This window comes from Streptomyces sp. N35 (genome assembly GCF_016464295.1).
Taxonomy (GTDB): Bacteria; Actinomycetota; Actinomycetes; order Streptomycetales; family Streptomycetaceae; genus Streptomyces.
Window position 1 is genome coordinate 9210 of sequence record NZ_JAEIMH010000047.1, and the last position, 12326, is coordinate 21535.

General features: G+C 70.0%; 12 protein-coding genes. 6 read left to right on the forward strand and 6 right to left on the reverse strand.

Going from position 1 to position 12326, the window contains the following annotated elements:
• Nucleotides 1–254: 254 nt before the first annotated feature.
• Nucleotides 255–1904, reverse strand: coding sequence for a glycoside hydrolase family 13 protein (locus tag JAO81_RS24525; RefSeq protein ID WP_199550082.1), 1650 nt, complete (start codon nt 1902–1904; stop codon nt 255–257).
• Nucleotides 1905–2018: 114 nt separating this feature from the next.
• Between JAO81_RS24525 and JAO81_RS24530 the strand changes: the two genes are divergently transcribed.
• From JAO81_RS24530 to JAO81_RS24555, 6 genes are all read left to right on the forward strand, one after another.
• Complete coding sequence (locus tag JAO81_RS24530) at nt 2019–3128, forward strand: substrate-binding domain-containing protein (RefSeq protein ID WP_199550083.1); 1110 nt, start codon at nt 2019–2021, stop codon at nt 3126–3128.
• A gap of 185 nt (nt 3129–3313) precedes the next feature.
• Entirely contained in the window at nt 3314–4627 is a 1314-nt protein-coding gene (locus tag JAO81_RS24535; protein ID WP_199550084.1) for an ABC transporter substrate-binding protein, read from the forward strand.
• 246 nt (nt 4628–4873) lie between these two features.
• Nucleotides 4874–5722, forward strand: a complete 849-nt coding sequence (locus JAO81_RS24540) for a carbohydrate ABC transporter permease (protein ID WP_199550125.1) — start codon at nt 4874–4876, stop codon at nt 5720–5722.
• Nucleotides 5719–6645, forward strand: a complete 927-nt coding sequence (locus JAO81_RS24545; RefSeq protein ID WP_199550085.1) for a carbohydrate ABC transporter permease — start codon at nt 5719–5721, stop codon at nt 6643–6645. Before JAO81_RS24540 ends, JAO81_RS24545 begins: the two co-directional genes overlap by 4 nt.
• A 41-nt stretch (nt 6646–6686) precedes the next feature.
• A complete protein-coding gene (locus JAO81_RS24550) occupies nt 6687–7673 on the forward strand; it encodes a hydroxyacid dehydrogenase (protein WP_199550126.1) in 987 nt (328 codons plus the stop codon).
• Between the two features lie 39 nt (nt 7674–7712).
• A complete protein-coding gene (locus JAO81_RS24555) occupies nt 7713–8576 on the forward strand; it encodes an alkaline phosphatase family protein (RefSeq protein WP_199550086.1) in 864 nt (287 codons plus the stop codon).
• A 155-nt stretch (nt 8577–8731) separates the two neighbouring features.
• On the opposite strand, the gene JAO81_RS24560 is transcribed toward JAO81_RS24555, so the two are convergent.
• From JAO81_RS24560 to JAO81_RS24580, 5 genes are all read right to left on the reverse strand, one after another.
• Nucleotides 8732–9115 (reverse strand): peptidase inhibitor family I36 protein, encoded by a 384-nt coding sequence (locus JAO81_RS24560; protein ID WP_199550087.1) that lies wholly within the window; start codon nt 9113–9115, stop codon nt 8732–8734.
• Complete coding sequence (locus tag JAO81_RS24565) at nt 9112–9597, reverse strand: hypothetical protein (protein ID WP_199550088.1); 486 nt, start codon at nt 9595–9597, stop codon at nt 9112–9114. The genes JAO81_RS24560 and JAO81_RS24565 overlap by 4 nt, the downstream gene beginning before the upstream one ends.
• A gap of 12 nt (nt 9598–9609) precedes the next feature.
• Complete coding sequence (locus tag JAO81_RS24570) at nt 9610–10002, reverse strand: hypothetical protein (protein WP_199550089.1); 393 nt, start codon at nt 10000–10002, stop codon at nt 9610–9612.
• A gap of 212 nt (nt 10003–10214) precedes the next feature.
• Nucleotides 10215–11498: a Gfo/Idh/MocA family protein gene (locus JAO81_RS24575; RefSeq protein ID WP_199550090.1), complete on the reverse strand. Its 1284-nt coding sequence runs from the start codon at nt 11496–11498 to the stop codon at nt 10215–10217.
• A gap of 22 nt (nt 11499–11520) precedes the next feature.
• A complete protein-coding gene (locus tag JAO81_RS24580) occupies nt 11521–12231 on the reverse strand; it encodes a heparin lyase I family protein (RefSeq protein ID WP_199550091.1) in 711 nt (236 codons plus the stop codon).
• Nucleotides 12232–12326: the final 95 nt, after the last annotated feature.

Below are 12326 nucleotides of genomic sequence, written 5' to 3' on the forward strand. Positions count from 1 at the left end.
GGGGGGGGTCCCCGCGGGCCGCCCGGCGGTGCGGCGCGCCTGCGGGGGGGCGGGGCCCGCCCGCCGCGTACGGCAGCTGCTCGGCTGAGATCGATCGCGGAGTGCTGTGGGCAGGGGCCATCGCGCCCGGCAGGGCCTGTCGCGCCGGGCAGGCTCCATCGCGTCGGGCAAGGCCCATCGCGCCGGGCAAGGCCCATCGCGCCGGGCAAGGCCCATCGGCCGTGGGCAGGGACGCACAGCGCTCCCGCGTCACCTCACCGCAGCCACACCGCGGTGTCCACCGGGACGGCGCCGTCCGTCAACGGCCCGCTGGAGAGCAGCACTTCACCGGCGGACGGCAGCGGCACCGGGGCGTCCGACAGGTTGACCAGGCAGGTCAGCTCCTGCCCGGCGGCCGACCGCGTGAAGGTGAGCACCCCCGGGGTCGCGGTGGCCCACGCGAACTCTCCCTCGCACAGGGCGACTTGCTTCCTGCGCAGCGCCAGCGCCTCGCGGTAGAACGCGAGCATCGAGTCCGGATCGCCGGACTGCCTCCGTACGCTCAGATCCCCCCAAGCGGCCGGCTGCGGCAGCCACGCCTTCGGATCGGGGACCTCGTCGCCCCAGGGGAGAGGGACCCGGCAGCCGTCGCGCCCGAGGTCCTCGCCACCGCTCTGCCGGTACGTGGGGTCCTGGCGCTGCTCGGACGGGATGTCCTCGACCTCCCACAGGCCCAGTTCATCGCCTTGGTAGACGTAGACGCAGCCCGGCAGTGCCATCGTCAGCATGGCTGCCGCCCGCGCCCGGCGGGTACCGAGCTCCAGGTCGACCGGCGCGCCGTGCACCCGCCGGCCGTCGAGGGCGTACGAGGTGTCGGTGCGTCCGTAGCGCGTGACGTGCCGGGTCGTGTCGTGGTTGGAGAGCACCCACGTGGGCGTGGCGCCGACCGGGGCGTGCTCGGCGAGGGTCGTGTCGATCACCTTGCGCAGGGACCGGGCGTCCCAAGGGCTCTGCAGGAAGGGGAAGTTGAACGCCGTGTGCAGCTCGTCGGGACGCAGATAGCGGGCGAAGCGCACCGGATCGGGGGTCCACACCTCGCCGACGAAGATCGCCTCACGGTCGTACGCGTCCAGGACCCGGCGCCACTCGCGGTACACCTCGTGCACGCCGTCCTGGTCCGACCACGGGCTCGGTCCGTCGGGGTGTTCGGGAAAGTGGTCGGGGAGCGAGGATTCCTTGACCAGATTGTCCGCGACGTCGATCCGGAATCCGTCCACACCCCGGTCCAGCCAGAAGCGCAGGACGGAGACGAACTCGGCGCGTACGTCCGGGTGGTCCCAGTTGAAGTCCGGCTGTTCCGGGGCGAAACGGTGCAGATACCACTCGCCGGGCGTCCCGTCGGGCTCGGTCACGCGGCGCCAGGCCGGTCCGCCGAACACGGACTGCCAGTTGTTCGGCGGGAGTTCGCCGCTCGCGCCGCGGCCCGGGCGGAACCAGAACAGGTCGCGTTCCGCTGAGCCGGGGCCCGCCGCGAGGGCGGCGCGGAACCAGTCGTGCTGGTCCGAGCAGTGATTGGGAACGATGTCGATAATGACCCGTATGCCCAGTTCATGCGCCGCGTCGATGAGCGCCTCGGCTTCGGCGAGCGTGCCGAACATCGGGTCGATCTCACGGTAATCGGCCACGTCGTAGCCGCCGTCGGCCATGGGGGACGGGTACCAGGGGCTGATCCACACCGCGTCGACGCCGAGATCGCGCAGATGCGGCAGGCGGGCACGGATTCCGGCGATGTCGCCGATCCCGTCGCCGTTGCCGTCGGCGTAACTGCGCGGATAGATCTGGTAGATGGCGGCGCTGCGCCACCAAGGAGCGGGTTGTCCGGTATGGGGCTCTACGGGTGTTTCGGGAGCCTCGGAGTTCGCCATGCTGTGAATCTAGGGATGCCTGATTCCGGACGTCAATGGGCAGGGGGATCGTTTTGATCGTAAGCGATCGATACGCTTACGGAGTCCTGCCCGGCCGTACCCCAGGGGGAACCCATGCGACTCCACGTAGATCAGCGCCATGAACGCGTCCTCGAGCTGGTCCGCGAACGCGGCAGCATCCGCGTCGCCGAACTCGCCCGGGCGCTGGGCGTCTCGCCCGTGACGCTGCGCCGTGACGTCGAGGCGCTGGCCGCACAGGGCCGGCTGCAGCGGATGCACGGCGCAGTGGTGTGGCCCGGGGGCAGCGCCGAACAGGTGCCGCGCCAGGCCTCGGGTCCCGATGCGGAAGGCCTGGTCATCGGCCTCGTCGTGCCGACGAACAACTACTACTACCCGGAAGTGATCCGGGGCGTGCGGGAGGTGGTCGACGCGCATGGCGCCCGGCTCACCATCGGGATCACCAACTACCTGCCGGGCGAGGACGCCGAGCAGGCGAAGCGGCTGATCGGCGCGGGAGCCGACGGGCTGCTGCTCACCCCGAACTGGGACGAGGGCGCACCGCGCGGCGCCGAGGGCGCCTGGGTGGCCGACTTCGAGGTGCCAACCGTCCTGATGGAGCGCTGGGCCCCGCACGGCCATCCGGCGGCCGCACTCGACCGGGTCCGCTCCGACCACGGGCACGGAGCCGCCGAAGCCGTACGTCATCTCGCCTCGCTCGGGCACCGCAAGGTCGGCCTGGTGCTCCAGGCCTCGCCCACGGCACGGCACTTGAGGTTCGGGCACGCCGCGGCCGTCGAGGCGCTCGGGCTCGAACGCGTCCCCGACCTGCCGTTCGAGGAGGACGTGGACCTCGGCCATGCCGAGCACTTCGACCGCGCCTTCGGCTACCTCTGCGACCTCGTCGACGACCACGGCGTGACGGCCGTGCTCATCCACAGCGACGCCGACGCCCTGACGCTGATCCCGCGGCTGCAGGCCCGCGGCATCCGCGTCCCCGAGGACCTGGCCGTGGTCGCGTACGACGACGAAGTCGCGAGCCTCGCCGACCAGCCGCTCACGGCGGCCGCGCCGGCCAAGCGCGAGGTGGGTGCGCGGGCGGCCGAACTGCTCCTGGATCGGCTCACGGCGGGCCCGGGGGCGCCGACGTCCCCGCGCCAACACATCGATCTGTTGCCCGAGTTGAGGGTGCGGACCTCGTGCGGCTCGGAGCTCGACCGGACGTAGTGGACGGAAGGGGTGAACTCCGGCGTTCAGACGCTCAACTTGCCGATCGTTTTGATTGAGTTGGTCGATCGCTCTTGACGGTGATCGGTCCGGCCCAAATGATGGCTCTCGTTCACCTCTTCTTCCGCAGCTGCGGCAAGGCAGATCACTGCCCGCGCAGTTCGAGGTCTCGTAGGAGCCGTGCAATGTCGCGCACTTCCCGTACGTCCCGTATCGCACTCACCGCCTCGATCGCTTCCCTGGCTCTCTTCGCCACCGCCTGCGGTGGTGGTGAAGACGACAAGGGCTCCGGGAAGGCCGGCGCCGACGGCAAGCCCGTCACGATCAAGTACTGGTCCGCGACGGCCGGTGCCGAAGAGGCCGCCGCCGCGTTCAACAAGACGCACAAGAACATCAAGGTCGACTTCTCGCTGGTGCCGTCCGGTCCCGAAGGCACCAAGAAGCTCACCAACGCCGTCAAGGGCGGCAATGCCCCCGACGTCGCGACGCTCGACTACTCGGGTCTGCCGGAGTTCGCCATCGGCGGCAACCTGGAGGATCTGAGCGCGGCCTCCGGCGACTTCGTCAAGGAGAAGTTCCCCGAGAACATCAACTCCCTGGTGAACCTCGGCGGCAAGACCTGGGCCGTCCCCTTCGACGTCACGCCGATCGAGCTCTACTACCGCAAGGACCTCTTCGAGAAGCACAAGGTCGAGGTCCCCAAGACCTGGGACGAGTACCGCGCGGCGGCGGAGAAGATCAACAAGGCCGACCCGAAGGTCAAGATGACCAACTTCGGCGGCAACGACCCGGCCCTGCTCGCGGGCCTCGCCTGGCAGGCCGGCGCCAAGTGGTACGGCGTCGAGGGCGACGCCTGGAAGATCGACATGCGGGACGCCGCGTCCAAGAAGGTCGCCACGTACTGGAACGACCTCCTGAAGGACGGCCTCGTCTCCAAGACCCCGCTGTGGAGCGAGGGCGAGACCAAGGAGCGCGCCACCGGCAAGGTCGCCAGCTTCCTCGGCGCCTCTTGGAGCGCGGGTGGCATGAAGACCAGCTACCCCGACACCAAGGGCAAGTGGGGCATCGCCCCGCTGCCGACCTGGGACGGCAAGGCGGCCACCGGCATGTACGGCGGCACGTCGTTCATCGTCCCCAAGGGCAGCAAGAACGTCGACGCCGCCGCCGAGTTCATCGAGTGGGTCACCACCGACCCGGCCGCGATGAAGGCCCGCCTCGACGCCGCGAAGACCCCGAGCAGCGCCCTGCCCGCCAACGACGCCATGCGTGCGGTCGCGGCCAAGGAGTTCGACGGCTCGTTCTTCGAGGGGCAGGACGTGTACGGGATCGCCTCCGAGGCGGCCGCGTCGATCGTCCCCGGCTGGAACTGGAGCCCGGCGCACCAGGCGATCAACCAGGCCCAGACCGCGGCCGGTGCGAACCACCTGAAGATGCTCGACGAGGGCCAGAAGGCCGGCGAGAAGGCCATCACCGACCGCGGTCTGAAGCTCGCCAAGTAGGGACAGCTCGCCGCGCAGACGACCGCAGCCGTCCCTGACGCGACGCCGATACGGCAGGGACGCGTGCGGAGCCCGGCTCATGCCGAGCCGGGCTCCGCGCACCACAGGTCCCTGAGCCCAGGAGTCCGCCGCTCCAGCCGAAGGAGTCACCCGGTGGCCGTCATCACCAAGTCACCCGCCTCACCGCCGTCCCAGGCGGCGCCGAGGACCGCCCGCCGCCGTCAGCACGGCGCCGCGGCCCTGTTCATGCTCCCGTTCTTCGTCCTGTTCCTCGCGGTGACGATCGCCCCGATCGTCTACGCGGGCTGGATGAGCCTCTTCCGTGAGGAGACCTCCGGCCTCGGATTCGGCGGCACCGAGAAGGTGTTCACCGGAATCGAGAACTTCACCAAGGCCCTCACGGACGAACAGTTCCAGGCCTCCTTCGGCCATATCGCGCTCTACTGCGCCCTCTACATCCCGCTCATGATCGGGACGTCCCTGGGCCTGGCCCTGCTCGTCGACTCCGCGCTCGCCCGGGCCAAGCGGTTCTTCCAGATCGCGTTCTACATGCCGCACGCGGTGCCCGGCCTGGTCGCCTCGGTCGTCTGGATCTTCCTCTACACCCCCGGGCTCAGCCCGGTCCACTCCCTGATCGAAGGCCTCGGCGCGAGCTGGAACTTCTTCGGCGAGGACGAGGCGATCTGGTCGATCATCAACATCTCGGCCTGGCAGTGGATCGGCTACAACATGATCATTTTCTACGCGGGACTGCAGGCGATCCCCGGCGAGACCATCGAGGCCGCCCGCGTCGACGGCGCCGGCGCCCTCCGTACCGCGCTCCAGATCAAGATCCCGATGATCCGCCCCACGGTCGTCCTGACCCTGCTGTTCACGATCGTCGGCGCCATCCAGCTCTTCGACGCCCCGCAGCTGCTCATGAAGTACGCCAACTCCCTGGGCGCGGAATGGTCTCCGACGATGTTCATCTACGCCACCGCCTTCCAGCGCCACGACTACGGCGTGGCCGCAGCGTCCTCCTTGCTGCTCGCCCTCGTCGCGGGCCTGCTCTCCTTCGGCGTCACCAAGCTCGGCAACAGGTGGAAGGAATCATGAGCACCCAGACCGCACCCGCCCCGGCCGAGTCCGCCGCACCGCCCGTGTCCAAGAAGCCGTCCGGTACCCGCAGGCCCGCCCGCGCCCCGCGGCAGTGGACCTCCAAGGCCGTCGTCAACGGACTGCTCGTCGTCTTCGCCGCGTACACGCTGATGCCGCTGACCTGGCTCATCATCGCGTCGACCAAGAACCACCGCGACCTGTTCCGCACCAACCCGTTCGAGCTCGGCGAGTTCAGCTTCTTCAGCAATCTGCGGCAGCTGTTCACGCACGACGACGGCATCTACACCCGCTGGCTCGGCAACAGCGTGCTCTACTCCGTGATCGGCTCGCTGCTCTGCACCCTGATCTCCGTGGCCTGCGGATACGCCCTGGACAAGTACCAGTTCCCGGGCAAGGAGAAGCTGTTCGGCTTCGTCCTCGTCGGGGTGCTCGTGCCGTCGACCGTGACCGCGATGCCGCTGTATCTGCTCGCCTCCGAGGTCGGCGTCGTCAACACCTACTGGGCGGTGCTCATCCCGTCCCTCGCCAGCCCGTTCGGCGTCTATCTCGCCCGGGTGTTCTCCGAGGGTTACGTACCGAACGAGGTCCTGGAAGCCGCCCGCATGGACGGCGCGGGTGAGCTCAAGATCTTCACCAAGGTCGCGCTGCCGATGCTCGCGCCCGGCTTCATGACGATCTTCCTGTTCACCTTCACCGCGTCGTGGAACAACTTCTACAGCGCCCTGATGATGCTGAACGACGAGGAGCTCTACCCGGTCAACCTGGGCATCTTCGCCTGGCAGACCAGCGTCATGCAGCAGCCCGAGCTGTACCAGCTGATGATCATCGGTTCCCTCGTGGCCGTCATCCCGCTGATCCTCGCCTTCCTCGGCCTCCAGCGCTTCTGGCGCTCCGGACTGACTGCGGGAGCCGTCAAGTGACCACAGCCCTCACCACGGTGCGGCCCCGCACGGTTCTCGCGATGAGCCCGGAGACCAAGGACGCGGTGTTCGGACGGGACGCGCTCACCCGGCTCGAAGGCATCGCCGAGGTCGACCCGACCCTGGTCGTCACCGACTTCGCCGACGACAGCAGCGGGACGCGACAGCGTCTGCAGGACGTCGAAGTGCTGCTCACCGGCTGGGGCTGCCCCCCGGTCGACGCCGCCGCACTGCGCCGGATGCCCCGTCTGAAGGCGGTCGTGCACGCGGCCGGCAGCGTCAAGCACCACGTCACCGAGGCCTGCTGGCAGCGCGGGATCACGGTCACCACGGCGGCCGCGGCCAACGCGCTGCCCGTCGCCGAGTACACCCTCGCGGCCATCCTCTTCGCCAACAAGCGCGTCCTGGACGGCGCCCAGGCCTACCGCTCCACCCGCCACCAGGTCTCGCTGCTCTCGCTCTTCCCCGATGTCGGCAACTACCGGCGCACGGTCGGTCTCGTGGGCGCCTCGCGGATCGGCCGCAGGGTCGCGGAACTCCTCGAGCCGTTCGATCTGCGGGTCCTGATGTACGACCCGTATCTCGGCGAGGACGAGGCCCGCGCGCTCGGCGTGGAACTCAGCGAGCTCGACGCGCTCGCGATCCGCAGCGACATCGTGTCCCTGCACGCCCCCGAGATCCCGGCCACCAGAGGCCTGTTCGACGCGGCCCGGCTCTCCCTGATGCCCGACGGCGCGACCCTGATCAACACCGCGCGCGGCTCCCTCGTGGACACCGAAGCGCTGACCAAGGAACTCAGGGCCGGCCGGCTGCATGCCGTGCTCGACCACACCGAGCCCGAAGTGCTGCCCGCCGACTCACCGCTCTACGAGCTGCCGAACGTGCTGCTCACGCCGCATCTCGCCGGTTCCATCGGCGGTGAGCTGCACCGGCTCGCGGATGCCGCGATCGACGAGATCCAGCTGTACGCGGCAGGACTGCCGTTCCGGCACCGCGTCGACCCGTCCACGCTCGCCCACTCGGCCTGAGCGGACCCACTCTTTCTGCCGCACCGGAAGGGACCCCGCATGTCCGCACCCGCCGCTCCCGCATCCCGCCGCCGTGTCCTGGTCGTCGGTATCGACGGCGTCACGCTCGACACCCTGTCCGCCGTGCCGACCCCGCACCTGGACTCCGTGACCGAGGCGGGCTTCCTCGCCCCGGTCGCCATCGACCCCGGTACGCCCACCATGTCGGGCCCGTGCTGGGCGACCGTCGTCACCGGCGTCCGGATCGACAAGCACGCCGTGTGGAGCAACGACTTCTCCGGCAACCGGCTGCACCTCTTCCCCGACTTCGCGAGCCGGCTGACCGCCGAGCACGGTGCGCACACCTATGTCGCCGCCGGCTGGCAGCCGCTCCTCACGGTCGCGCACGGCGGACCGCTGTTCCGCACCCCGGGCCGTACGACATTCATCGCCGCGGCCGCCGAGACGGTCGAGGCCTGGGACGCCGCCGACGAGGCCATCACGCGCGAAGCGGTACGGGTCCTGACGGAGGACGACCCGGAGGCCTCCTTCGTCTACCTCGGCGCGGTCGACGAGACCGGACACCTCCTGGGCTGCGGCGACGCGTACGAGGAGGCGATCGTGCGCGCCGACAGACGGCTCGGGCGGCTGCTCGCCGCTTTGCGTGCCCGCTCCTCGTACACACAGGAGGAGTGGACGGTCATCGTCGTCACCGACCACGGCCACCGGCCCGAGGGCGGGCACGGGGGTCGCTCGGAGCGGGAGACGACGGCGTGGATCGCGTGCTGCGGGCCCTCGATCGCGGCCGGCGACCCGGACCGCGCGCTGCGGCACGAGGACGTCGCGGCCCAGGTCTTCGCCTCGCTGGGCCGCGAGATCGACTCGCATGCGACGGTGGACGGGCGGGCCTGGTCGAAGAGTTGACCGCTGGTTCTGGTGGTCGGTGGTCGGTGGCTGGTGTTGGGGGGGGCGCTGACCCTCGTACGCAAAGGGCGCTGACCCTCGTACATGGAAGGGGGAGCTGATCCCGGCCCTCAGGGGCGGGGGGCGGGGCCGGAATCAGCGGTCTTGGCGGGCGGTCAGCAGCCCATGGCCCAGGTGTGGGAGTCGCCCCGGTCGTTGGCCGTCGCGTTGTAGCCGACCTCGTCGCCCGGGCGCAGGCAGATGGTCATGGCGTCGGGGTCCTCGAGCGGGGTGTTGGCGTCCTCGTACACCTGGACGTGGTCCTTGACGCCCGGGCCCGAGAGGCCGTGGTTGGCCCAGGACGAGTCCTGGTCCGCGATGTTCCCCTCCCACCAGTTGTCGTCACCGGACCAGTTGGCGCGCTGACCGCCGAACTCCGCGGCCGTCCAGGCGCAGAAATCGCCGCTGGGGCAGTCCGCGGCCGAGGCGGCCGACGAGGTGGCGAGCGCGCTGCCGGCGGCGAGCAGCACGGCGGCGAGCAGAGTGACGGGGTGCTTCATGAGGTGGTTCCCTTCGCGAAGGCGGAGTCGAGGACGTCCCTGGCGTTCCGTACGGCCAGGGAGCGCAGCGCCTCGTAGGCGACGCGATCGCCCTGAGGGGCCCGGGACTTGAGGTTGTCGACCGTGGTCGAGACCGTGAACCAGCGCGGCTGGTCGCCGTACAGCCGCTGCTGTGCGGCGGCCAGGCAGCCGTCGGTGTGCCGGCGCACGACATAGCCGTTCGGCAGCCGCACCCGCAGTTCGGGGCGGCCCGCTCCGAACAGTGCGCGGACCACGCGCCGCCGCTCGGCCGCGGGCGGCGGGCTGCGGTCGTGTCTCGGCGGTGTCAGGCCCTGGCGGAGCAGACACCGGTCGGTGAGGACGAGTTGAGCGGCTCGTACGGTGTCGTCGGGGCTCAAAGGCGCGGGGCGTTGCGTGCCGCAGCCGGACAGCAGACAGACGGCGGCGCACAGGGCCACGGCGGTGGCGCGAAGTGTCGTCATCGTGGGTGGCCGTCAGCCCGACTGACAGTTCCCCTTCTCGTGCGAGACGCCGTCGATCTTGGTGCCGAAGTCGTTGTTCGCCGTCCAGTTCATGTTGTAGTCGCGCCCGCGGATCTCGCGGGCCACACAACCGCCCCAGCGGGGATGGTCGATGGCGAAGACGCTGTCGTCGCTCCGGGACTCGAACGACCCGGCGTGATCGTGGATTCGGTCGGGCACATCGGCGTAGCCGGTCCCGGAGTAGCACCAGCCTCCGCCCGGGCCCATCATGTTCGGCTCGGGCCAGAAGCAGACCTCGCCCCTGATCAGCGCCGGTTGCTGGCCGGCCTGAGCAGGAGCATGGACGGCCGGGCTGAGCGAGAGCGCGGCGAGTGCGGTGGCGAAGGCGACGGTACGGAGTCGCACGGGTTCCCCCTGGACAACTGGTCGATGACTGGGCAGAGCGTCAACTCCCCAGCTCACAGCCGTGCCAAGCCCCGTCTCACTCGGGCCGGTGAACAGTCACACCGCAGCCGCCCCTGCCGGCACATCCTTCCCGTACGACCGCGTAGGCGCGGTCCGGCGTACGCGAGGCGCACGGCCGGACCGCGGTGGTTCAGCGGCAGGGCCGCGGTGGCTCACAGACCGGGCCGCGGCACCCGCTCCACCGTCCCCGCCAGCCGGGCGCGTTCGGCCGCGAGCACCGTCAGATGGCTGGTGAGCGAGTCGCGCGGGCCGGAACGGATCAGCGTGGGGTCACCGCTCGCCACCGCCGCGACGAACGCGTCCATCAGGCCCGCGTCCCCGCCGCCGTGACCGCCGGCCGCGCTCATGTCGCCGGCCGCGGCGGTGTCGGTCACTTCCTCGTGGCCGGAGGCGAACTCCCGCACGGTCAGGGTGCGTCCGTCCCCGATCAGCTCCCCGTGAGTACCGAAGATCCGGGTGCTGCGGTGGCCGGCCAGGGCGAAGGCGGTCATCGTGAACACCGCGGTGACGCCGCCCGCGTACTCCAGCGAGACGACCTGGTGATCGACCACGTCGTTGTCACAGGCGTAGACGCAGCGCCCGTACGGGCCCTCCGCGAGGGCGAGTCGCAGCGCCTCGGGCGTGAAGTCGTCGACCACCACACCGAGCGGCCACTCGTGCTCACCGCGCTCCAGCATCCCGCCGTACAGCTTCACGGCCGAGTACGGGCAGGAGGACTCGACCTGGCAGCCGGTACAGCGGTCCGCCGCGCCCTGCGGCCGGTTGGCCGCCGTGAAATGCGTCAGCGAACCGAAGCTCGACACCCGCTCCGGCGGGCGCCCGATGACGTACTGCAGCCAGTCGAGGTCATGGCAGGACTTCGCCATCAGCATCGACGTGGATTCGTCCGCGCGCCGCCAGTTGCCGCGCACGAACGAATGCGCCTGATGCCAGAAACCCACCGGCTCCAGATGCTGCACACTCATCACCGCGCCGAGCCGGCCCGAGTCGACGATCTCCTTGAGGGCCCGCGTATACGGCGTGTAGCGCAGCACATGGCCGATGGCCAGCATCACCCCGGCCCGCTCCACGGCCTCGACGATCCCGCGGCAGGACTCCTCGTCGAGGGCCATCGGCTTCTCCAGCATGATGTGGTAGCCGAGCGCGGCGAAGGCCGCGGCCGGCTCCACATGCATCCGGTCCGTCGTGCAGATCAGCACGGCGTCGGCCATCTTCGGACGGGCGGCGAGCCGCTGCCAGTCGTCGACCGCGTTCGCGTCCGCGATGCCGTGCGCCGCCGCGAACCGCTCGCGGCGTATCGCGCGCGGCTCGGCGATGGCGACGACGCGCGCCCGGCCGGGGTGGTCGAGGGCCCAGCGGGCATGGCCCGTTCCCCGGTCACCGGCGCCTATGACGAGCAGGGTGACAGGGCGCCCGACGGGCTTGGCGTCGTTCATGCGCTGTTCCCACTCTCTGCCGCTAGTCCACGTCCGCGTAGCTGGTGCCGACCTTGAGGCCGTCGATCCAGTTGATGACCCGCTTGTCGGTCACTTCGGCGCCGTATGTGCCGAAGCGGGTGTCGTTGCCCAGGTCGTCCCAGGTGCGGCCGCTGAAGGAGGCCACCTTGGTGCCGTTGTAGTACGCCTCGACCCAGCCGCTGGACGCGTCGGTCGAGGTGTGGATGCCGAGCACGACGCGCTTGTACGTACTGGTCTCGACGGGCGTGGACCAGGCGAGCGTCCAGACCTCGCCGACCTTGATGTGGAACAGCTTGAGCACCCCGCCCTCGACCTTCATCAGCACGGGGTAGTTCTGCTGGTGCTGGTCATTGGTCCCGTACGACTTCCACTGGAAGATCGTGCCGGCGTCGGGGGTGTTGGTGGAGGTGTCCCAGCCGATCCAGTACGTCGAGTTGTTCTTGAAGGTGTACCGCGAGCCGCCCACGGTGATGCCGTGCGCCTCGCAACGCTCGAGACCGAGCGGCTTGTTGAACTTGAAGACCTGTCCGCGGCCGTCGTTGTTGTCCTGGGCGACGACGCTGCCGGGGGAGTCGCACAGGATCGACGAGAAGACTCCGGTGCCACCGGAGGCGTCGCCGTCCCAGATGACGGAGGCATGGGCGGGGGAGGAGGCGAGGAGGGTCAAGGCCGATGCGGCGGCAAAAAGTGCGGTGCCGAGACGCGTGCGCATACGTAGGCTCCTTCGGCGAGAGGTGGGAGGAACTCATCGCTGCCCGTCCCGGTGGGGCAGAGGGGGGTGACGGGCGAGCGCCATCTAACAGCGAG

Excerpts from the sequence above, each read along its gene's own strand:
- JAO81_RS24525 (WP_199550082.1), bottom strand. The coding sequence starts at position 1,904 with ATGGCGAACTCCGAGGCTCCCGAAACACCCGTAGAGCCCCATACCGGA.
- JAO81_RS24580 (WP_199550091.1), bottom strand. The coding sequence starts at position 12,231 with ATGCGCACGCGTCTCGGCACCGCACTTTTTGCCGCCGCATCGGCCTTG.
- JAO81_RS24560 (WP_199550087.1), bottom strand. The coding sequence starts at position 9,115 with ATGAAGCACCCCGTCACTCTGCTCGCCGCCGTGCTGCTCGCCGCCGGC.
- JAO81_RS24530 (WP_199550083.1), top strand. The coding sequence starts at position 2,019 with ATGCGACTCCACGTAGATCAGCGCCATGAACGCGTCCTCGAGCTGGTC.
- JAO81_RS24540 (WP_199550125.1), top strand. The coding sequence starts at position 4,874 with ATGCTCCCGTTCTTCGTCCTGTTCCTCGCGGTGACGATCGCCCCGATC.
- JAO81_RS24535 (WP_199550084.1), top strand. The coding sequence starts at position 3,314 with ATGTCGCGCACTTCCCGTACGTCCCGTATCGCACTCACCGCCTCGATC.
- JAO81_RS24555 (WP_199550086.1), top strand. The coding sequence starts at position 7,713 with ATGTCCGCACCCGCCGCTCCCGCATCCCGCCGCCGTGTCCTGGTCGTC.
- JAO81_RS24550 (WP_199550126.1), top strand. The coding sequence starts at position 6,687 with ATGAGCCCGGAGACCAAGGACGCGGTGTTCGGACGGGACGCGCTCACC.
- JAO81_RS24565 (WP_199550088.1), bottom strand. The coding sequence starts at position 9,597 with ATGACGACACTTCGCGCCACCGCCGTGGCCCTGTGCGCCGCCGTCTGT.
- JAO81_RS24545 (WP_199550085.1), top strand. The coding sequence starts at position 5,719 with ATGAGCACCCAGACCGCACCCGCCCCGGCCGAGTCCGCCGCACCGCCC.
- JAO81_RS24575 (WP_199550090.1), bottom strand. The coding sequence starts at position 11,498 with ATGAACGACGCCAAGCCCGTCGGGCGCCCTGTCACCCTGCTCGTCATA.